This window comes from Waterburya agarophytonicola KI4 (genome assembly GCF_020640915.1).
In the GTDB taxonomy this organism is placed as follows: Bacteria; Cyanobacteriota; Cyanobacteriia; order Cyanobacteriales; family Xenococcaceae; genus Waterburya; species Waterburya agarophytonicola.
In genome coordinates this window covers 70,191-90,640 of the sequence record NZ_JADWDC010000012.1, presented here as the reverse complement: position 1 = coordinate 90,640, position 20,450 = coordinate 70,191, and the positions used below count along the sequence as shown (strand labels likewise).

General features: G+C 39.9%; 20 protein-coding genes, 1 tRNA gene and 1 pseudogene. 11 read left to right on the top strand and 11 right to left on the bottom strand.

The window, feature by feature from the left end:
* Positions 1–71: 71 nt before the first annotated feature.
* Positions 72–617: a TetR/AcrR family transcriptional regulator gene (locus I4641_RS07380; RefSeq protein WP_229639835.1), complete on the bottom strand. Its 546-nt coding sequence runs from the start codon at positions 615–617 to the stop codon at positions 72–74.
* Between the two features lie 153 nt (positions 618–770).
* Here I4641_RS07380 and I4641_RS07375 point away from each other — a divergent pair, with 153 nt between their 5' ends.
* From I4641_RS07375 to I4641_RS07365, 3 genes are all read left to right on the top strand, one after another.
* The gene (locus I4641_RS07375; protein WP_229639834.1) at positions 771–1,406 is read left to right on the top strand and encodes a glutathione S-transferase family protein; all 636 of its coding nucleotides are present in this window, start codon (positions 771–773) and stop codon (positions 1,404–1,406) included.
* A 44-nt stretch (positions 1,407–1,450) separates the two neighbouring features.
* Complete coding sequence (locus tag I4641_RS07370; RefSeq protein WP_229639833.1) at positions 1,451–2,416, top strand: pyridoxamine 5'-phosphate oxidase family protein; 966 nt, start codon at positions 1,451–1,453, stop codon at positions 2,414–2,416.
* Positions 2,417–2,485: 69 nt separating this feature from the next.
* Entirely contained in the window at positions 2,486–3,823 is a 1,338-nt protein-coding gene (locus I4641_RS07365; protein ID WP_229639832.1) for an FAD-binding oxidoreductase, read from the top strand.
* 35 nt (positions 3,824–3,858) lie between these two features.
* Here the strand turns inward: I4641_RS07365 and cpcE are convergent, their stop codons facing one another.
* From cpcE to rpaB, 6 genes and pseudogenes are all read right to left on the bottom strand, one after another.
* Positions 3,859–4,695, bottom strand: a complete 837-nt coding sequence (cpcE, locus tag I4641_RS07360) for a C-phycocyanin alpha-cysteine-84 phycocyanobilin lyase subunit CpcE (RefSeq protein ID WP_229639831.1) — start codon at positions 4,693–4,695, stop codon at positions 3,859–3,861.
* 179 nt (positions 4,696–4,874) lie between these two features.
* Positions 4,875–5,363, bottom strand: coding sequence for a C-phycocyanin subunit alpha (gene cpcA / locus I4641_RS07355; protein ID WP_229639830.1), 489 nt, complete (start codon positions 5,361–5,363; stop codon positions 4,875–4,877).
* A 90-nt stretch (positions 5,364–5,453) separates the two neighbouring features.
* On the bottom strand, positions 5,454–5,972 hold the full coding sequence (gene cpcB, locus I4641_RS07350) for a C-phycocyanin subunit beta (RefSeq protein ID WP_229639829.1): 519 nt from the start codon (positions 5,970–5,972) through the stop codon (positions 5,454–5,456).
* Positions 5,973–6,558: 586 nt separating this feature from the next.
* A pseudogene (locus I4641_RS24140) lies at positions 6,559–7,306 on the bottom strand (phycoerythrobilin:ferredoxin oxidoreductase).
* 20 nt (positions 7,307–7,326) lie between these two features.
* Positions 7,327–8,061 (bottom strand): 15,16-dihydrobiliverdin:ferredoxin oxidoreductase, encoded by a 735-nt coding sequence (locus tag I4641_RS07340; RefSeq protein ID WP_229639828.1) that lies wholly within the window; start codon positions 8,059–8,061, stop codon positions 7,327–7,329.
* 181 nt (positions 8,062–8,242) lie between these two features.
* A complete protein-coding gene (rpaB, locus tag I4641_RS07335; RefSeq protein ID WP_369426736.1) occupies positions 8,243–8,983 on the bottom strand; it encodes a response regulator transcription factor RpaB in 741 nt (246 codons plus the stop codon).
* A 260-nt stretch (positions 8,984–9,243) separates the two neighbouring features.
* Between rpaB and radA the strand changes: the two genes are divergently transcribed.
* The 8 genes from radA to I4641_RS07295 all read left to right on the top strand — a co-directional run bounded on the left by radA (position 9,244) and on the right by I4641_RS07295 (position 18,679).
* Entirely contained in the window at positions 9,244–10,758 is a 1,515-nt protein-coding gene (radA, locus tag I4641_RS07330; RefSeq protein WP_229639827.1) for a DNA repair protein RadA, read from the top strand.
* Between the two features lie 140 nt (positions 10,759–10,898).
* A tRNA-Gly gene (locus I4641_RS07325) sits at positions 10,899–10,970 on the top strand.
* 176 nt (positions 10,971–11,146) lie between these two features.
* Positions 11,147–11,560 carry a hypothetical protein gene (locus I4641_RS07320; RefSeq protein WP_369426735.1) on the top strand — a complete coding sequence of 138 codons (414 nt, stop codon included), beginning with the start codon at positions 11,147–11,149 and terminating at the stop codon, positions 11,558–11,560.
* Between the two features lie 10 nt (positions 11,561–11,570).
* A complete protein-coding gene (locus tag I4641_RS07315; protein ID WP_229639825.1) occupies positions 11,571–12,818 on the top strand; it encodes a glutamate-5-semialdehyde dehydrogenase in 1,248 nt (415 codons plus the stop codon).
* A 50-nt stretch (positions 12,819–12,868) separates the two neighbouring features.
* On the top strand, positions 12,869–13,369 hold the full coding sequence (locus tag I4641_RS07310; protein ID WP_229639824.1) for a DUF427 domain-containing protein: 501 nt from the start codon (positions 12,869–12,871) through the stop codon (positions 13,367–13,369).
* 53 nt (positions 13,370–13,422) lie between these two features.
* Positions 13,423–13,716 carry a hypothetical protein gene (locus I4641_RS07305; protein ID WP_229639823.1) on the top strand — a complete coding sequence of 98 codons (294 nt, stop codon included), beginning with the start codon at positions 13,423–13,425 and terminating at the stop codon, positions 13,714–13,716.
* A 228-nt stretch (positions 13,717–13,944) separates the two neighbouring features.
* Positions 13,945–17,655, top strand: a complete 3,711-nt coding sequence (gene bchH / locus I4641_RS07300) for a magnesium chelatase subunit H (protein ID WP_229639822.1) — start codon at positions 13,945–13,947, stop codon at positions 17,653–17,655.
* 253 nt (positions 17,656–17,908) lie between these two features.
* Positions 17,909–18,679, top strand: a complete 771-nt coding sequence (locus I4641_RS07295; protein ID WP_229639821.1) for a peptidylprolyl isomerase — start codon at positions 17,909–17,911, stop codon at positions 18,677–18,679.
* Positions 18,680–18,793: 114 nt separating this feature from the next.
* On the opposite strand, the gene I4641_RS07290 is transcribed toward I4641_RS07295, so the two are convergent.
* The 4 genes from I4641_RS07290 to I4641_RS07275 all read right to left on the bottom strand — a co-directional run bounded on the left by I4641_RS07290 (position 18,794) and on the right by I4641_RS07275 (position 20,408).
* Positions 18,794–19,045, bottom strand: a complete 252-nt coding sequence (locus I4641_RS07290; protein WP_229639820.1) for a hypothetical protein — start codon at positions 19,043–19,045, stop codon at positions 18,794–18,796.
* Between the two features lie 310 nt (positions 19,046–19,355).
* Positions 19,356–19,613 carry a hypothetical protein gene (locus tag I4641_RS07285; protein WP_229639819.1) on the bottom strand — a complete coding sequence of 86 codons (258 nt, stop codon included), beginning with the start codon at positions 19,611–19,613 and terminating at the stop codon, positions 19,356–19,358.
* A gap of 164 nt (positions 19,614–19,777) precedes the next feature.
* Positions 19,778–20,041 (bottom strand): hypothetical protein, encoded by a 264-nt coding sequence (locus I4641_RS07280; RefSeq protein WP_229639818.1) that lies wholly within the window; start codon positions 20,039–20,041, stop codon positions 19,778–19,780.
* Positions 20,042–20,144: 103 nt separating this feature from the next.
* Positions 20,145–20,408 carry a hypothetical protein gene (locus tag I4641_RS07275; protein ID WP_229639817.1) on the bottom strand — a complete coding sequence of 88 codons (264 nt, stop codon included), beginning with the start codon at positions 20,406–20,408 and terminating at the stop codon, positions 20,145–20,147.
* Positions 20,409–20,450 lie beyond the last annotated feature (42 nt).

Genomic DNA, 20,450 nt, shown 5'->3' with positions numbered 1-20,450 from the left:
TTACCCGACTTCGGTATCGATCGATTACGATCTGTTATTTATTTTGCATCTATCTTGGCGATCTCTATTGTCTAATTTTCTAGCAGAATTTGCGGTAATTTGGCGATCGCTCTTTGAAAAGGTTGGGTATCATTGGTAACTCTGACTAATACTAATGCACCCTGAATCATTATCATGGCATCTTCGGCTCTTAAACGAGCTTGTCTTGATTCAACTCCAGTTTCTTCGACAATCTTAGCTAAGGTATCGAGCCATTTTTTGAGAGATTGCTGTAGTTGTTGATGAAAGAGATCGTCTGCTTCGCCTAAAGACATCACTGCTAAAAGACAAGGATTTTTTCCCCTTGCATAAAATCGATCTATTTCACCAATCATCAGGATAATGCGATCTTGGGCAGGAAGTTCGGACTGCAAAGGTGCAAAAATATTTTCTTCGAGCCAACTAGCAGTATATTCTAAAACCGCTTCTGCCATTTGCTCTTTACCTCCCTGAAAGTGATGATAGAGGCTGGCTTTTTTTAATCCTGTAGCTTTAGATAATCGGGATACGGTTGCACCCTCATAGCCGTAATGGCGAAATATGGGGATTAATTTGGCAATTAGTTCTTCTTTAACCATTATTTTTGAATAAGAATATCTTGATTGTATGCCGAATGCTTATTGGATACGTAATTTTGTCTATTTTAAAGTCCATATATTTGATTTTTTACCAAACGTTCGGTATATTAAATTCAGCGAAACGAACTAACATTCGGTAGGTCTAGAAGAAAAATGAACCAAACAAAAATCAAACTCTACGGACACGAACTCTCTGGTAACGTTTACAAGGTAAGACTATTACTTGCTCTTTTAGACATCGAATATCAATTTGTCCGCATTGATGTCATGAAACAAGAACAGAAATCCGCAGAATATTTGAAACTAAATCCTTTTGGACAAATACCTCTGCTCGTAGATGGCGATAAAATAATTCCTGACGCTCAAGCAATTTTGGTTTATTTAGCTTGTCAATACGGTAACGAACAATGGCTACCGATAGAAGCAGAGGCGTTGAGTCGTGTTGTCCGCTGGTTATCGACTACTACAGGGGAAATTCGTCAGGGAGTGGAATCGGCAAGATTATTCTATCTATTCAAAGCAAAAACTGTAGATATTAACATCGCCACTCAAAAATCCACGTTTATTCTGGAACAAATCGATCGCCATTTAGCCGATAGAGAATGGTTAGAGTTGGGACATCCAACTATTGCAGATATAGCTGCTTTTCCCTATATTGCTCTTGCCCCCGATGGTAAAATATCTTTAAAGCAATATCCTCATATTTTGGCTTGGATCGAACGCATCAAGCAGTTACCTAAATTTAGAGGAATGCCTGGAATTGATTCCCCTACTATTGTTCCTGTTTAAACTGATCTTCAACTTCACTTTTAAACAAAAAGGAGAAAGATATTATGACAAATTCAGGCTGGGGACGTACCGAATCACCCTTTCATGCAGGGGAAATAGCTATCCAAACTCGATTGGGAATACAAGATCGAATGGATCGTCAGGGAAGGAGGATCATTCGCGAATATTTAACCGAACAACATCAAAAGTTTTTTGCTCGACTAGCTTATGCCATTGTGGGTATAGTAGATGAATTTGATCGCCCTTGGACTTCCATTTTGATAGGTAAACCAGGCTTTCTCTCGACTCCAAGCGATCGCCTTTTAAAAGTTGTAGCCAAACCACTTCCAGGCGATCCTCTCAAAGACAACTTAACAGTAGGCAATGATATTGGCTTGTTGGGAATTGAACTACACAGTCGTCGGCGCAATCGGCTGAATGGCATTATTTCGTCTAGCGATCGCAATAGCTTTGAAGTTACGGTGAGCCAGAGTTTTGGAAATTGTCCCCAATATATTCAAGCTCGAACGTTTGAATTTGTGGAAACTTCCAATAGCGTATCTCCACAAATAAAAGAAATCAATTCGTTTGGAGAATCAGAAAACAATTTAATAGCTAATGCAGACACTTTTTTTATTACTAGCGCATATCAGAAAGAGTCGGCAGGTATTGCCAAGGGTATAGATGTTTCCCATCGAGGGGGGAAGCCTGGCTTTGTTCGTATTGATGGTGAAAAAACTCTGACTGTTCCTGATTTTTCGGGTAACAATCATTTTAATACCCTCGGTAATATAGAGTTGAATCCCTCTGTAGGATTGCTTTTTCTAGATTTTATGTGGGGCGATGTGCTATATCTTACAGGTACTGCGGAGGTAATTTGGTCGGGAAGAGAAATCAGTACTTATGCAGGAGCGCAACAGCTAATTCGTTTCGATCTCCAGAAAGGATATTTAGCTAAAACTAGTCTTCCTTTGTGCTGGACAACTCCAGATTTTTCACCTTTTCTAAAAGATACGGGTTCCTGGAAATAATCTAGATCGTCTAGTCTTGCTTGATGTATGTGTCTGCGTCAGAATAAGTTGAAACGGCACTATAAATTAATGAATACAAAAAGCACTATAAATTATCAAGAGATCGCCAAAGAATTAAACGGAATCGAAACAACTACTAATAGCGATCGCTTAACTAAACTATCTTTAGATTATTATCACTTTAGTCCCATTCTCACAGAGCAATTACAAAATAAACGAGGAGAATTGGCTGCATTTCCTACTACAGAAGCAGAAGTGCTAAAAATTGCTCTAATTTGCGTCAAATATAAAATACCTCTAACCGTCAGGGGTGCGGGTACAGGGAATTATGGGCAGTGTATCCCCTTGGAGGGTGGTATCATCCTAGATACTAGTAAAATGAACCAAATACAATGGCTCAAACCTGGCATAGCTTGCGTCCAACCAGGGGTTAAAATGGCAGCTTTTGACAAGCAAGCTAGGAAAATAGGCTGGGAACTACGCATTGCTCCTTCTACCTATCGTACGGCGACTATAGGGGGCTTTATTGGTGGTGGTAGCGTGGGGATGGGTTCGGTTAATTACGGACAAATAAGCGATCGTGGAAATTTACGACGAGTCCGTCTAGTTACCCTTGAAGAAACACCCCAAGTTTTAGAATTAGAGGGAGATCGAGTGCAGAAAGTGCTTCATGCTTATGGGACGACGGGAATTATTACCGAACTGGAAATTCCTCTAGCACCTGCTTATCCTTGGCAAGAAATAATTGTTACTTTTGATGATTTTATGACTGCTGCTAGCTTCGGACAAGCTCTCAGCGATAGTCATGGTATTGTTAAAAAACTAGTCAGCATTCATGCTAGTCCGATACCCAGTTATTTTCCTGCCCTGAAAAACTACATTCCCCAAGGCAAACACTGTGCTTTATTAATGGTATCGGAATACGATATTACACCATTCCAAGATTTGGTGCAGGAATATCAAGGGGAAATAACCTATAGCAAAACCGCCGCCGAAGCAGCAAAAGGCACTAGCTTATTAGAATTTACCTGGAATCACACTACCCTCCACGCTCGCAGTGTAGATAATAAACTAACCTACTTGCAGACATTTTATTTCACCCTCGAAAGACTAGAAAAACTTTACCAACAAAGGGGAGATGAAATTATGATTCATTTAGAATTTTTGCGAGCGGGAGATAAAGCCGTACCTGCGGGATTGCAATTGATTCGCTTTACCACTGGAGAGAGACTAAACGAAATTATTCGCGATCGCGAATCTCAGGGAGCTTTTATCGCCAACCCCCACGTTTACACGATTGAAGATGGGGGAAACAAACAAGTCGATCCGCAAAAAGTTGCTTTCAAACAACAAGTCGATCCTTATGGTTTATTAAATCCTGGTAAGATGCGCGGCTTTAGGGAATAACTAATGATTGATGATTGATAATGAATAATTGACAATTATAATAGAGCATCCATCAAATCCATAATTTCAATACTCTCAGCAGAGGTAGCTGTATTTTTGTTTGCCAAATCTGTTTCTAATAATCCTTTAAGGGCGATCAATTTCATGCTATTCTCAGCTAAAGTATTGGCGATCGCTTTTCCTGCTTTAATATAACCCACTGCACCCAAATCCATTAAAGCCGAACGACGTAATTGTAGATCGTCCCCCTCTAAAGCTCGAATCAAGATCTCGCCATACTTATCTTCGCGAGTTAGCTGATACATGGCTCTAGCAGCAGCATATTTAACTTTCTCTGTAGGATGCTGGGTAAATGGCTCTATATACTCTACTGCTTCAGTAGCAGACAAAGTTCCTAGTGCTTCGATTACGGCTTCGTAAGGCTCAACTAAATGGGGCTTTCCTGGTACTCTGGTAGCTGATTCTATTCCCCCATCCAACATTTTAATTAAAGCAGCAATACAGCTGTGATCGTCTAGCATTTCTAAAGCTTGAGCAGCAGCTTCTCTGACATAATAATCGGGAAATTCCAAACAACGAGTCAACGGCTCGACAGCCCTTTTATCCCCTAGCTTACCCAAGGCTCTAGCTGCATTACGTCGCAGGGGATAGCCTCCATCGGGGGCGCGGTCTTGTTCGTCTTCTAATGCCATTAATAGGGTGCTAACTGCTGCGGGATTTTTAATTCTAAATTTTCCCAACCACCACGCAGCGTAATATCTCGCCCCTAAATCTTCTTTCTGCTTCAAATTGGCGATCGCGGTTTCTTCGGTTAGCTGCTCTGCTTCATGGATCTCGGTATCCTTTAGGGCATTTACTTCCTCGTTTCTCATCCTTATATCCCTTTGAAATGACAATACTCAGAAAAGTAAACAAATACTAGCCTTTCGGCACGGCATCCGCATACTCTTCTGAGTAGTGCTTGATTAATCAAGTATCTTGATTTTTATATAATGACTATCTTGAAGCAGATAGACTCATATTTATTAGCTGCGATCAAACTAAAACAGTTCTAGCTAAGTGCGTTAATTGCATAGTCTAGGTAGCTGTTTGCTTCAGTAGCAGGATCTCCACTTAAACCGTGGTTAGATTTGATATATTTTAATGCTTCGATATACCAGCTAGGAGATAGCTCGTAAGCGCGGTTGATTTCATCAAGACCAGCTACTAGGTATTCATCCATAGGGCCTGTACCACCAGAAACTAGGCAATAAGTTACCATGCGTAGGTAGTAGCCGATGTCACGAGAACATTTTGCTTTACCTGTAGGAGTAGAAGCATAGTTAGGTCCTTGAGTGCTAGTAGTGTAGGGGAATTTCGCATACACTGCATTAGCTGCGCCATCGATTAAACTTTGAGAGTTGCTAGTCAAAGCTTTTGCAGCTTCTAAGGAAGCATTAGCTTGTTTAAAGCGACCGAAAGCAGTTTGAATTTCAGTGCTGCTTAAAAAACGACCCTGGGAATCAGCAGAGGATACCGCTTCAGTTAGAGGAGTTTTCATGATTGTGATGTTTCTCTTGTTTTACTAATTTTTTGCTAAACAACCAAAGATTGGTTGATTTTATCCAAAGGATAGTTTTTCCCGTCCGGATTAACCTACTGCAGAAGCAGCACGGTCGAAGTAGCCAGCAATTTCAGAAGCAATTGCACTACAGTCGCCAGGAGTAATTCCGTTGCGATCGTTAACGATTGCTAAAGCAGCATCTTTCATTTTTTGCACGCCAACAGCTACGGAAGCACCAGGAGTACCAAGAGCTAAATAAGTTTCACGTAGTCCGTTGAGACAACGATCTTCAAGAACGCTAGCGTCACCAGTGAAGATAGCGTAAGTGATATAACGCAAAATGATTTCCATGTCGCGCAAGCAAGCTGCGTTACGACGACTAGTGTAAGCATTTCCACCAGGAGCGATTAATTGGGGTTGCTCGGCAAACAAAGCACGAGCAGCGTTAGTAACGATAGAGGAAGCGTTACCAGTGATGCGGTTAACAGAATCCATACGTTTGTTGCTAGCAGCAACCATTGCACTAAGAGCATCTAACTGGCTAGTGGATAGGAATTCACCACGAGCGTCAGCTTGAGACACTACTCTAGTAAATGCGTCGAACATTATAAATAATCTCCTACTCGATTTAAATTTGGTTTAGTTGAACTTCAAAAAGGAATCTTAACTTATAAACTCCCCCGAGGCACCAGCGTGAGCCAGCTTGGGGAAAGTCGGGATACTCCACGTCTTACATCGAAGCGGGAGTTAGTTAATCGCCGAAGGTGCTAAGTTACTATTCTCTACGAGCTTAGTAAAAATTTCTTAAGCCACCCAATAAAACTTTACACTCTTAATAAAAAACCTTTCGAGAGATGCACTTATTGGCGATCGCCTGCTGGCTGAACCATAGAGCATTTACCCCTCAGGTAACTTTTATACAACGGCATTGAACCTTTATTTGTTACATCTTGTTAACTTTTCCTGTTTCTACTGAATTCGCACAACAAAATATTTGTTGACTTTGCGAGTTAGTGTTCGCCTCAATCGAGGTTAATTCTCTACGAATAGCCAAGCGAAATTAAGCTCGACTATGAAGTTATGAGAATGAAAGGAAAAAATTTTCTTATGACTTATTATCTTATTTTTCCGTAACCAAAAGCAATTCGCTGTTACTTTTATCAACAATTGACTAAAAAATGTTGTTTATCCCTCAACTAACCAAAGCTAATTGACGTTCGAGGTCGAATAAAAAGCCATGAATATATTCTTCCGTCCATTCTGACCCATACAAACGAGTTAGCATCCCTCTAGCGGGGTCTTTTTCTGCGCGATAGTCAGCATAGCTTTTCTGTGCTTTGAGAATTGCTGATAAGCGTTGTGGATCGCTTACTTTCTGTGCTTGCTGCACGAAATTAATATAAGCATCAAGATAATCGCCAAAAGCTGCAAAAACTTTTGTTTCTACTATTTCTGTTTCGCTGGGGCGAGTCCACAAAAAAGCTGGAGAAAAGTATTGTTGTGCCTCCTCAGGGAAATCCCCCCCCCCAAGGTAAATCTTTTTGGTACTCGTGAAACATCGCCATAATTGGCTCGCTGTATTTAGCCTGATAAGATTTATCTTGACTAAACAAAGGTTGCATATCGATCGCGATTAAATGTCCCCCTGGTAGAGTTACTAAATCCGCACCAAAAAAAGGCAAATCATAATTTAGATCGGGAAAAATTACAAAATTCAGTACCTGGAGAGAATTTCCTCCTTCTACGTGAGCTGCGCGAATTTGTCTTAATTTCTCGGATTTAAAACCGTAACTAGTGGTTAATACCGCTTCTTCTCTTTTACCTTTACCCATCAGACCCTCTTTACGCTCAAAGCCTTGAGGAATAGGATAGGGTTCTAGATCTAACTTTTTTTGCAAAGTTGCGATCGCCAGTTCTAAAAATGGTTGGTATAATGTCATTTCATTTTGTGATTAAACATTTAATGTTTGGGAGCAGATACTGCTAGGGGAGAAGCATCTTCAAATAAGAATTCATACAAGAATTTCTCCGACCATTCCGATCCAAAATAGCTACTAAATAAACCGTGAGCGGGATCTCTCTCCGCACTATATTGGTCGTATTCTTTTTGAGCTTCTACAATACGTTGAATATCTTCTGGCTTAGTTAGAGGCTCGGCTTGATCTAACATTTGCCAATATAATTCCAGATATTCTTGAAAAGCGGGAAACAGACTGTTTACCACGGTTTCCGAATCGAGTTTGGCAAACAGCAAATATTTAGAAAAATACTGATTAGCATCGTAGAATTTCATTTCCAAATTCTGGGCTAGTTCGTTGTATTTATCCCGTATCTCTGCCATTGGCTCAATATACTTATCGACATAGGCGCGATCGCGGAATAATGGCTGAAAGTCCATCACTATCAGGATTTTCTTTTTCCCAAAAGAGAGAAAATCTACCCCCAACAAAGGAACATCGTATTTATGAGCTGGATAAATAACACTATTAAATACTTGAGCGGTTTCTCCCGCATCGATATAAGAATAGCGAATTTTTCTTAATTGTTCGGATTGATAACACCAACTCTGAATAGTTGCAGGATTTTTTCCCCTAGCACTAACATTAGATTCCAATCCCGCAGGAATAGAACGACTGCGGAGATCGAAACGATTAAAAAGTTCTTCTTCTAAATATTCTTTAAAGGGCGCGAACATATAATTATTGCTATATACAGTATGCCTTGTTACCAGAATAAAAACTGAGTCCCTTTCAAGTCTCTTTTTCTCAAGACAATGCAACAAAGCTTTACGAAAAAATGCCTAAAAAAAAAGGGCAAAGACTGATCAATTCTCAGCCTCTTTCCTTTTAAGATAAGCCCGTCTATTCTGATGAAACTTATTCTTCTCCCGCTTCTAAAATACGTTGAAACAAATAGCCTGTACCTCTAGCAGTCAAAATTAATTCGGGGTTGCTAGGATCGTCTTCCAATTTGGCGCGCAGACGAGAAATATGAACGTCTACTACACGAGTATCTACATGACGTTCTGGAGTATAGCCCCATACTTCTTGGAGAATTTCTGAACGAGAGAAAGGCTCTCCAGAGCGACTTACCAATAACTCTAACAAACTAAATTCCATGCCAGTCAGACGAATGCGTTCGTCACCTTTATATACTTGACGCTTATTGGTATCGATTTTAATCGAGCCTACGTGAATTACCCCCGAACTAGGAATTCCTGGCGCGCCATTTTTTTCAACTCGACGCAATACAGAGCGAATTCTAGCTTCCAATTCTTTAGGAGAAAAAGGCTTGACAACATAATCATCTGCACCGAGTTCCAAGCCTGTGATGCGATCGGCAACGTCGCCCAAAGCGGTCAACATAATAATAGGAATATCAGATTCTTTGCGCAGTTCTTGGCAGACTCCATAACCGTCAAGTTTAGGCATCATCACATCTAAGACGACTAAACTAGGTTCGGCGGTACGAAAAGTTTCTAGAGCTTCTTCTCCATCAGCAGCCGTTACTACATCATAACCAATCATCGAAAGGCGCGTTTCTAAAATACGGCGAATACTAGCTTCGTCATCTACCACTAAAATTTTTTCTTTATTAGTCTCCAAGTTAATATACACTCCTTGTTTAAGTAAAATTACTGATATTTAAGTTAAATTTTTATTACCTTTACCTTCTAGATTATCCCGTTGTTGCTCTCTAGTGAAACAGACTACCTAGTTTATGGCGATTATCTTAACAATTCTCTCATTTTTCAAGTATTTCCTGATTTAATTTATCTTTGAATGTCTTGAAATTTCTTAGGATTAAATTTGTATTACCCATTAAGTTTACTAACTTATTATTTTTTTTCTTTAAATCTCTAATTTTTCTTAAGAAAATGGCTAAAGCTAAACAGATATATATTTGTAATGAATGCGCTGCTGAATATAGTCAGTGGTTTGGATTATGCAAAGAGTGTAACGAATTTGGCACGATTTCCGAAGAACCCGTAGAAGTTTCCCCTGGGGGTGGGGGCTATACCAAAGGAGGTGGCTGGCAATCTGGTACGAGGGCGAATAGCAGACATTCTGGGGTTGCTAAACCTAGAATGTCTTTGAAATTTTCCCAAATAAATAATGACGAACAGGAAAGATTTCCTTCTGGCTATAACGAATTTGATCGCGTCTTGGGTGGAGGAATTGTGCCTGGTTCTCTAGTTTTGATTGGGGGAGATCCTGGCATTGGGAAGTCTACCTTACTGTTACAGGTAGCGAATAAGTTATCTCATAGCCTTCCTCGCATCCTTTATGTATCGGCAGAGGAATCGGGACAACAGGTTAAATTGCGAGCATCTCGTTTGGATGTGGGAGAAGAAGAAACTGAAATAGAAAATGGTAACGGTAAGAAAAACGGTAAAGCTGCTACTAAAAGAGAAAATAATCTTTATGTTATGCCAGAAACCGATTTGGAGGAGATTTTAAGGGAACTCGAATCATTAAAACCCCAGGTAGCAGTGATTGATAGTATCCAAACTCTACACTTTGCTGCTTTGACTTCTTCTCCTGGTTCGGTAGCCCAAGTCAGAGAATGTACTTCCGCATTAATGCAAGTGGGAAAAAGAGAGAACATTACCATGCTCATCGTCGGTCACGTTACCAAAGAAGGAGCGATCGCAGGGCCTAGAGTATTAGAACACTTAGTAGATACGGTACTCTATTTTGAAGGCGATCGCTATGCTTCCCATCGTTTGTTGCGTTCGGTTAAAAATCGTTTTGGTGCAACCCACGAAATAGGTATTTTTGAAATGGCTCAAAGTGGTTTGGTCGAAGTAGATAATCCTTCTGAATTGTTTCTGGGCAATCGCGATGAAGCTTCTCCTGGTACGTCGATTGTGGTAGCTTGCGAGGGGACTCGCCCAATTGTAGTGGAGATTCAAGCTTTAGTCAGCCCCACTAGTTATACGTCTCCCCGTCGTTCGACGACAGGTATCGATTACAATCGTCTCCAGCAGATCCTAGCAGTGCTAGAAAAAAGAGTCGGCGTGCCTCTATCCAAACTGGATGCTTATGTGGCTTCTGTGGGGGGGTTGGGAGTTGGTGAACCCGCTGCGGATTTGGGAGTTGCGATCGCTATTGTCGCCAGTTTTCGCGATCGCGTGGTCGATCCCCGCACCGTATTAATTGGAGAAGTTGGTTTAGGGGGACAAGTCCGCCTAGTTTCTCAAATGGAATTGCGCCTTAAAGAAGCTGCTAAATTAGGCTTTAAAAAAGCGATCGTGCCGAAGGGTCAAAGTTTTCCGAGCGATATGGGTTTAGAAATCATCCCCATTTCTAAAGTTATTGATGCCATTATTGCTGCCATTCCTTCAGAAAGATCTGGTGATTTCCCCGTGATAGTTGAATCAGAAGATTGAAATCCTGCATTCAAACTTAATATTAATAGTAGTTTTTGAAATATATCTGGGAAATTCCTTGATAAAAATTTCGCCATCTGCCATAATGATTATCGGCAAGCAAATCTAATATCTCTTTTGAGAGTTGACTTTGTTTTAATGCGGGTGTAGCTCAGTGGTAGAGCGTCACCTTGCCAAGGTGAATGTCGCGCGTTCGAATCGCGTCACCCGCTTATATGTATAAAGATTCAATAACTTGGCAAGTAATTGTTAATCCTGGTCTTGCGACTTTATTAAAATAAAGCTTAAGGCTGCTGGGAAGATCGTAAATAGGTAATATATTTATTTTGATAAATTATCGTAAAAGTATATCTAGCAGTTAACTTCTAATAATCCCCATCGACTAAGCGTGCGTTCATACAAAATACAGAAAATAGATCTAAGCAGCGAGTATCCATGTCCTTGTCGACGAAAAGGCAACTTAAAACCAATTGTGTTGACTGAAGCCTTGGGATGCGATCGTTGTCAGCAGATTTTTGTGGTCAAAAAAGATGGTCAGATAATCGAGCAGCTATCCTCCATCTATCAAAAGAAATCTTGGCGATGGACGGGGAATCGCTGGAAAAATGCCTATGCTCGTTGGACGCAGAGTTATTTATCTACAATGGCTCTTTTGGCTTTAGCTTCAATTATTGTGGCGATAGTTCTCTTGCCGTTAGTATTGCGTTGGCTCAGTAGCCAGAGTATCATTTCTTGGGCAGTGTTATTTCTAGTTGTGACTATACTGCTGATACTGACGCTGTTTGTAGCCTATCGGCATTAACGGAAAAGCAATGCAAAGTAGTTCATCAAGCAAAGTATTGAATATAGTTCGAGAATCTCATAAAGCAGCCACTCAATTGGCTCAAACATCAGCAGCAAAAAGAAGGCTGGGAGTATCAATACTAGCTAAAGCGATTGGTAGTAGTTTTGATGAAATATTAGAAGCCAATACCTTAGACTTAGAAATGAGTCGAGAAATGGCGATCGCCGAACCAATTGCAGATTGGCTGAAATTAACTCCAGAAAGATTGGAAATGACGGTTTCAATTTTGAAACAATTATCAAAATCGGCAGATCCCACAAGGCGTTTGATTAACGCATCCTATCAGCTAGAGCCATCTCAGACTTATTGTCAGTTAATTCCTTTGGGTACAATAGCTTTGGTTTACGAAGCATTCCCGGAATTAGCAGCAATTGCAGCGGGGATGTGCCTCAAGACGGGGAATAGTCTGATCGCTAGAGGATGTAGTGCGGCTAGTAATTCCAATCAAGCGATCGCTAATATTCTACAGAAATCCTTGGCTGCTGCGGATTTACCGCCAAATTCCTTTGGGGCAATCTCTCCTGATTCAGGAATTTCTGTTCAAGAATTAGTTACCCAAGATCGCTATCTTAATTTAGTAATACCCTATGGTCGTCCTAGTTTGGTACAACAAGTGGCTGAAAAAGCAACAGCCACAGTATTGAAGACTACTATCGGCAATTGCTATTTATATTGGTCGATTAGTGGGAATTTGGATCTAATTCGTCAAGTAGTGGTTGATAGTCACGATAGCGAGCCTGATGCGGTTAATGCGATCGAAAAGGTATTGGTCAATCACAATATTAAATCCCCTGCATTGCAAGCTTTATTTAATAGTCTGCAACAACAAGGTTTTCATTTACGTGGTGACGAAGTATTAGTTGAAGCCTTTCCTGAATATCTAAGTTTAATGGAGTCTGGAGAATGGCGCAGACCATATTTGCGTAAGATCGTCGCATTTCGGTTTGTTGAAAACTTACCTCAAGCTGTCTCTTGGATTAATCGCTATAGTAGCGGTCATGCAGACTCCATTGTAACTGAATCTTATCGAGAATGTCGTCAGTTTGTGCGAGATGTAGATAGTGCTTTGGTTTATATTAATACGTCTCCCAGATTTTCCCGCAACCCAGAAGGAGGAGAAGATGTGTTTTTAGGAATGTCCAATCAAAAAGGATATCGCCAAGGATTAATTAGCGTCGAAACCTTTACTACAATCAAGCAGATAGTCCAAGGGTAATCATTGAAAATTTATCTTCTTTTGAGGACACTTAATCACTGACAAGTATAATGAATCATCCAGAGAGAATTGAGCCACAGCCAGGACAAGAATCAGTATGGGATTATCCCCGTCCACCCCGTTTAGAGAAGTCTCCCAAACAAATTAAAATTATCTTTAACGATATTGCGATCGCAAATAGCTCCAATACCTATCGAATATTAGAAACTAGTCATCCTCCTGTTTACTATATTCCCCCTGAAGATATTAAAACAGAGTATCTTTATTCGGCAAGCTCTCAACGCTCCTTTTGTGAATGGAAGGGATTTGCTGGCTATTATGATTTGGTAGTGGGAGAGAAGAAAGTAGCTAATGCAGGTTGGTATTATGCTCAACCCGCAGAGAATTTTGAAGCCATTAAAAATTATGTTGCTTTTTATCCGAGTAAAATGGATGCTTGCTATGTTGATGGGGAATTAGTTACAGCGCAAGTAGGTAATTTTTATGGTGGCTGGATTACTCAAGATATTGTAAGGCCTTTTAAGGGTAGTGCGGGTAGCTGGGGATGGTGATTTTTTTAAGTAATGAGTAATGAGTAATAAGTAAATAATTAGGGAGTTGAGTAATGCTTAAAGCTTGGTTGGTTGGAGTAGGGATTTTGTTTGTTTTGGCTGAGTTTGGTATTTGGCTGAAACAGTTTATTTTGCCGTTGCCAATTTATATTTTAGGTGGGGCTTTTTTGGCGATCGCATCTAATTACGAACAGGGTATCATTGGTATGTTTAGACAACAAGAAGCGACTACTCCTGAAGTATTAGCGCAAACTGCTACTTTGATTAAGGAAGCTAAAATGCTTGAGGATAATAGTAGTGTTTCAAGTCTTCCTTTTGCTTTGAAAACATCACAACTTGATGAGTAAAATATTAATTTATTTTAGAGAAAATCGCTTTATTAAAGATATTCTTGAGCGGAAATCAAAATCTAATTAAATATATAAATTGCTAGTAATATACTGTTCTGTTTTTTATTCCATCTAATTATCAACCACAACTTATAACTGCGATCGCTTTTTCCTCGATCCCATTTTTCTCAGATTTTCTTACAATCTAGATAAGGATATATAAAGAAACTTTAAGCAGTAGGGTATATGAAACGGATTGTTGCGATCGCAGGATTTGAATCTTTTAACGCTAATCTATATCGTCAAGCTGCTGAAATGGCGATGGGGAGGTGTAAAGGGTTGGAAGTGATCTTTTTTAGCGATCGCGATATTACCACTTCCCCTGATCAGGTAGAAACTGCGCTTAAGTCTGCGGATGTCTTTTTTGCTAGTTTAGTTTTTGATTACGACCAAGTTATTTGGTTGCGGGAAAGAGTTCAAGATATTCCCATTAGGTTAGTATTTGAGTCGGCTATAGAATTAATTAGTCTAACTCGCTTGGGTAAATTTGCGATCGGCGATCAACCCAAGGGAATGCCCAAACCTGTTAAATTTATCCTCAGTAAGTTTGGTAATAGCAAGGAAGAAGATAAGTTAGCTGGCTATATTAGCTTTCTTAAAACAGGACCCAAATTACTTAAATACATTCCTGGTAAAAAAGTACAGGATTTACGTAACTGGTTAATTATTTATGGTTACTGGAATGCAGGAGGGACAGAGAATGTAGCTTCGATGTGTTGGACGCTGGCAGAAAAATATTTAGGATTAGAAGTGGGAGAAATACCCCAACCCATTGAAACCCCTAATATGGGTTTACTACATCCTGAATACCAGGGATATTTTACCTCGCCCCAGGATTATCTGGAATGGTATCACAACCATGTAGGGGCTGTTCGCGAACAGCCCCTACTACCAACCATCGGCATATTGTTATACCGTAAACACGTCATCACCAAACAACCCTATATTCTCCAGTTAATTAAACATTTTGAATCCCAGGGATTAATTCCCCTCCCCGTATTTATCAATGGTGTAGAAGGTCATGTAATTGTCCGTGATTGGCTGACTACCGACTACGAACAAGTACAAAGACAGCAGGGTAATAAAGAAATCCTTTCCTTAAAAGATGATGCAGTCAAAGTAGATGCGATCGTTTCTACCATTGGCTTTCCCTTAGTTGGAGGTCCTGCGGGTTCGATGGAAGCAGGAAGACAGGTAGAAGTAGCTAAACGTATCCTCACTGCGAAAAACGTACCTTATATAGTAGCTGCACCTCTATTAATACAAGATATCCATTCCTGGACTCGTCAGGGAATAGGTGGTTTACAGAGTGTGGTGTTATATTCTTTACCCGAATTAGATGGGGCGATCGATACTGTACCTTTGGGTGGTTTAGTAGGAGAGGATATATATCTAGTACCCGAAAGACTCCACCGTCTGACAGGGAGACTCAAAAACTGGATTGGTTTACGTCAGACTCCGACACCAGAAAGAAAGCTAGCGGTTATTCTATACAATTTTCCTCCTGGCTATGGCGCAGCAGGTACAGCAGCACTATTAAATGTCCCCAAGAGTTTACTAAACTTACTTCACTCATTGAAAGCCCAGGGTTATGACGTAGGAGAGTTACCCCAAGATGGCGAAGAGATAATTAAGCAGGTAAAAGAAGCCGATGAATCTGTTACCCCTGTAAATCAGGTAAACGTTCGTACTTTAGCAAAATGGTTGGGATATCTGCAAACCCATAGAGTAGAAAAACAATGGCAGTCTTTAACGGGTACGGGAATTAAAACCTACGGTGATGAGTTTCAACTCGGTGGTATTCAATTGGGTAACATTTGGATAGGCGTACAACCGCCTTTAGGTATTGCAGGAGATCCCATGCGGTTGATGTTCGAGAAAGATTTAACTCCCCATCCCCAATACACCGCTTTCTATAAATGGTTGCAAAACGAATATCAAGCTGATGCAATAGTTCACTTTGGAATGCACGGTACAGTAGAATGGTTGCCAGGTTCGCCTTTGGGTAATACGGGTTATTCTTGGTCGGATATTCTACTAGGGGATATTCCTAATCTTTATATCTATGCAGCCAATAATCCCTCAGAATCTATTTTGGCAAAACGTCGGGGTTATGGTGTTTTAGTTTCTCACAATGTTCCTCCTTATGGACGTGCGGGTTTATATAAAGAGTTAATTGCCCTACGGGAATTAATTGGGGAATATCGGGAGGATACAGCCAAAAATTCGGCACTTCGGGAGATTATTTGTCAGAAGATTGTGGATGCTGGTTTAGAAAAAGATTGTAAGTTTGAGGAAGGTTTGAAACAAGGCATTAGTTTTACGGTAGAGAATGCCAAACTGTTTAGTAAGAATATGCTGAATCAATATTTTGTGCAGGTATATGAATATTTGCAAGTATTGGAACAGCGTTTGTTTTCTTCGGGGTTGCACGTTTTGGGGGAAAAGCCGACTGTAGAAGGGTTGCGATCGTATTTGGAGGCGTATTTTGATGGGAAATTGTCGGAAGATGAGATTGAGGGAATTATCTCACGCAGAGGCGCAGAGGCGCAAAGGGATGACGCAAAGTTTACTTCTGAGTTTGAAGAGGCGTTAAAAATTAGGGATTTATTGACGCAGAATACGGATGAAATGGTGAATTTATTAAGGGGATTGAATGGGGAATATATACCCCCTGCCCCTGGTGGCGATTTGTTGCGAGATGGTAGCGGAGTGTTACCGACGGGGAGAAATATCCATGCTTTAGATCCTTATCGGATGCCTTCCCCTGCTGCCTATGAACGGGGTAAAGAAATTGCCAGAAAGATTATTCAGCAGAATTTAGAGGACAAGGGCGCGTATCCCGAAACCGTAGCAGTAATGTTATGGGGTTTGGATGCGATTAAAACTAAAGGGGAATCTTTGGGGATTTTACTAGAATTAGTGGGGGCTGAACCTGTCAAAGAAGGTACGGGGCGCATTGTGCGTTATGAACTAATACCTGTAGAACAATTAGGGCATCCCCGCATCGATGTATTAGCTAATCTATCGGGTATTTTCCGCGATACTTTTGTCAATATTATTGAGTTGCTAGACGATTTGTTTAGAAGGGCAGCAGAAGCCGAGGAATCAGAAGATAATAATTATATTCGCAAGCATTGTTTGGCTTTACAAGCCCAAGGAATAGAAAATGCGAGTGCAAGAATGTTTTCTAACCCTGCGGGGGATTTTGGATCTTTGGTAAATGACCAAGTGGTAGATAGTAATTGGGAATCTAGCGACGAACTTGCAGACACTTGGAAAAACCGCAACGTTTTTAGTTATGGACGCAAAGATAAGGGACAAGCTAGACCAGAAGTACTAACACAACTATTGTCAACTAGCAGTCAAATTATTCAAGAAATAGATTCGGTTGAATACGGCTTAACTGACATCCAAGAATATTATGGCAACACTGGCGGGTTGAAATTAGCTGCGGAAAAACAAAGCGGTAAGGAAGTAGAAGCATCATTTGTGGAAAGCTTTTCTAAAGATACCAATCCTCGCAAGCTAAAAGACTTACTCCGCATGGAATACCGCACTAAATTACTTAATCCTAAATGGGCGGAAGCAATGGCAGATCAGGGTTCTGGTGGTGCTTACGAAATCTCCCAACGAATGACGGCGTTAATCGGTTGGGGCAGTACCGCTAGTTTCAAAGACGACTGGGTATACGACCAAGCAGTTGATACTTATGCCTTAGATGCAGGGATGGCAACCAAGTTACGAGAAGCCAATCCTGAAGCTTTTAGAAATATTGTAGCGCGGGCGATCGAGGCTCAAGGAAGAGGTTTATGGAATGCAGATGAGGAGAAGTTAGATAAGTTGAGGGAATTATACGAGTCTACCGAGGATGAGCTAGAGGGAGTTACAGTTTAATAGTCACATAATATTGCGCTTATATTGATATATTGTGCTTGTATTACTTATTGTAAAAACTGAGAGATTTCGTTTATCTAGGGAGTTAGGGTGTAAACAATATCTATAAAAAGAAATTTTGTTTTTACCCTGAATTACCATTAAAGTAAGAATCGTGTGCAACAAATCAGTTTAATGTGTTTCTCATTTTATCAGGCTAAAGTAAGCAACTAGCCTTGAGTTTTATATGTTCTAACTCTATAACTTGCAAAGTATGAAACCAATTCTAAAAATAGATCGCGCCACCATTATCAATCATTTGAAACTCTCCAGCCAGTTAAACCGAGTTTTGGAAGGAATCGCTACTTGTAAGATTATTGAATCTAAAGCAAGGGAAATCGGAATTGATATTAGCGATGAAGAATTACAGCAAGCTGCTGATGATTTTCGGATAACCCACGATCTACAAAATATTGAAGCTACTTGGCAATGGTTAAAAAGCAATCAGATGTCAATGGATGAGTTTGAGGTTTTGATGCGTACTAATATTATTACGAAAAAACTAGCTCATCATTTATTTAGCGATCGCGTTAAAGCTTTTTTCTTTCAAAATCACTTAAACTATGCTGGAGCAGCTATGTATGAAGTAATTTTAGATGATGAGGATATGGCGATCGAATTGTTTTGCGCTCTCCAAGAAGGAGAAATGAGCTTTCATGATATAGCTCGAACTTACGAATCAAACCCCGCACGTCGTCGTTCTGGTGGCTATTGTGGGGTATTACAGCGACAAAACCTGAAACCTGAAATATCCGCAGAGGTATTTGCAGCATCTCCACCTCAACTGTTAAAACCTATCGTTACCTCCATGGGAGTTCACCTAATCCTAGTCGAAGAGATTATTCAACCCCAACTAGATGAAGAATTGCACAATCAAATTATGTCTGGTTTGTTTTCTGAATGGCTGCAACAACAATTACAAGAATTTCAAATAGTTACCGATCTTTCAGAAGTAAATCATCAATCTTTAGCTAAGAACTTGTAATAGTAGCTAACTAAATAAAAAATGGTTAAAGTAGCTTCAGTAAATTGTGATACTGCTGGACTTCAACCATTGATTCGGCAAAATTGCTACACATTTAAGGTAGCACGGCTAATCTTAGGCATTGTTAGTTTGAATCACCCCTGCGTTATTGGTTATTGAATTAACACTAGTGTTACTACCTCCCCCAAAAGCTATCTGAATATTAACCAAATTAGAAACTATAAAGATATTAGCTGTATTGCTTTGATTGACAAACTGATTGCGGATTCGTCTTCTACCGCCAAAAACCAGCTCTGTTTCATTCTTGTTCAATACTTTCAATTCTGATTTAGCTGGCTGAATTTCAAAGATATTTATTTTAGACATTTTTCTAGATTAACTAATAGTTTTAATTGAAAAGGCGATACAAATAAAAAATATAATATTGACCAAGATAGATGGTGGAGCAGCACAGCGACTCAAGTAAAGTCGCTACACTTAAATTATCTCCACCTCGACTGTTGTAATGAAACAATACCTCAAGGCAAAATTATATTCCTGATTACTTGAAAGCGATCGCCTTAAAAAGGTCAAATCGGTAATATAATTAATACAGTTAATTTATCGATGGGAGATTTTAAAAACTTCTGGTCGATACTCTCTACATCGATGCAAGTGAGACAAAATATTTTTTAGTTTAGTTGCTTTGACCCAGACCAGTAAAATTGTCGATGTTGATGTTAGCAAAGTTAGAAGCAAAACCATTTCCGATGCTACCAGCCAATTGAGTATTGACTACGATAGTGGGGTTGACTATAACACCAATATTATTAGCTACATTCACGTTTACGTTAGCTAGACTGCGACGACCACCAAAAACTACGTTAGTTTCAGTATCGCTCAACAAAGATAATTGAGGCTCTGTTGGGATTGTATCAATTTGAATTTTAGACATATTACTAGGATTGAAAGTATTCTTTGTCTAACCAATCTATTCACTCGGCAAAAATCACTTGATGAATAGATTGGTTGTTAGATAACCAAAGACTTAATTGCATCAGCAAAAAGAGTCTCAAAAGATAGCGGTGAAGTTAGCTTCCGAATTCGTCATCAGAATTATTATTGGTTAGTTTGATTGACTCCAATAGAAGCACCTGCAATAATCTGAGCGGAGTTGCCACCAAAAACACCATTGGATAGCTGAACATTAGTCACAGTGGTGTCAGCAAATATAATTGCGTTATTGCCTTGACGACGATTGTCGTTAAAACTACCTAGATTGAAGTTCAAGCTACGACGACCTCCAACTACTGTGGAAACTTCCTGGCTATTTAGTACTTCTAAAGAAGTGTTGTTTAGTTCGTTGAATTGAATTTTAGACATGGTTTTTCCTCTAAATATGAGAGTTAATCTTTAACAATTTGTCCGAGTCTGGGAAACTTTCGATGACTACTTATCATTCGATAAGTAGTCATCGAAATTGTTATTATTGGTTAGTTTGGTTAACTCCAATAGAAGCACCCGCACCAATCTGAGCAACGTTACCACCAAAGACACTATCAGATAGTTGAACATTAGTAACACTGGTGTCAGCGAATAGAACTAGACGATTGCCTTGACGACGATTGTCGTTAAAACTACCTAGATTGAAGTTCAAGCTACGACGACCTCCAACTACTGTGGAAACTTCCTGGCTATTTAGTACTTCTAAAGAAGTGTTGTTTAGTTCGTTGAATTGAATTTTAGACATGGTTTTTTCCTAATTAAATATGAGAGTTAACTAAAAATCAAA

Bases quoted from the DNA above. Each gene is read 5' to 3' on its own strand.
- I4641_RS07380 (WP_229639835.1), bottom strand. From the start codon at position 617: ATGGTTAAAGAAGAACTAATTGCCAAATTAATCCCCATATTTCGCCAT.
- I4641_RS07375 (WP_229639834.1), top strand. From the start codon at position 771: ATGAACCAAACAAAAATCAAACTCTACGGACACGAACTCTCTGGTAAC.
- I4641_RS07370 (WP_229639833.1), top strand. From the start codon at position 1,451: ATGACAAATTCAGGCTGGGGACGTACCGAATCACCCTTTCATGCAGGG.
- I4641_RS07365 (WP_229639832.1), top strand. From the start codon at position 2,486: ATGAATACAAAAAGCACTATAAATTATCAAGAGATCGCCAAAGAATTA.
- cpcE (WP_229639831.1), bottom strand. From the start codon at position 4,695: ATGAGAAACGAGGAAGTAAATGCCCTAAAGGATACCGAGATCCATGAA.
- cpcA (WP_229639830.1), bottom strand. From the start codon at position 5,363: ATGAAAACTCCTCTAACTGAAGCGGTATCCTCTGCTGATTCCCAGGGT.
- cpcB (WP_229639829.1), bottom strand. From the start codon at position 5,972: ATGTTCGACGCATTTACTAGAGTAGTGTCTCAAGCTGACGCTCGTGGT.
- I4641_RS07340 (WP_229639828.1), bottom strand. From the start codon at position 8,061: ATGTTCGCGCCCTTTAAAGAATATTTAGAAGAAGAACTTTTTAATCGT.
- radA (WP_229639827.1), top strand. From the start codon at position 9,244: ATGGCTAAAGCTAAACAGATATATATTTGTAATGAATGCGCTGCTGAA.
- I4641_RS07315 (WP_229639825.1), top strand. From the start codon at position 11,571: ATGCAAAGTAGTTCATCAAGCAAAGTATTGAATATAGTTCGAGAATCT.
- I4641_RS07310 (WP_229639824.1), top strand. From the start codon at position 12,869: ATGAATCATCCAGAGAGAATTGAGCCACAGCCAGGACAAGAATCAGTA.
- I4641_RS07305 (WP_229639823.1), top strand. From the start codon at position 13,423: ATGCTTAAAGCTTGGTTGGTTGGAGTAGGGATTTTGTTTGTTTTGGCT.
- bchH (WP_229639822.1), top strand. From the start codon at position 13,945: ATGAAACGGATTGTTGCGATCGCAGGATTTGAATCTTTTAACGCTAAT.
- I4641_RS07295 (WP_229639821.1), top strand. From the start codon at position 17,909: ATGAAACCAATTCTAAAAATAGATCGCGCCACCATTATCAATCATTTG.
- I4641_RS07290 (WP_229639820.1), bottom strand. From the start codon at position 19,045: ATGTCTAAAATAAATATCTTTGAAATTCAGCCAGCTAAATCAGAATTG.
- I4641_RS07285 (WP_229639819.1), bottom strand. From the start codon at position 19,613: ATGTCTAAAATTCAAATTGATACAATCCCAACAGAGCCTCAATTATCT.
- I4641_RS07280 (WP_229639818.1), bottom strand. From the start codon at position 20,041: ATGTCTAAAATTCAATTCAACGAACTAAACAACACTTCTTTAGAAGTA.
- I4641_RS07275 (WP_229639817.1), bottom strand. From the start codon at position 20,408: ATGTCTAAAATTCAATTCAACGAACTAAACAACACTTCTTTAGAAGTA.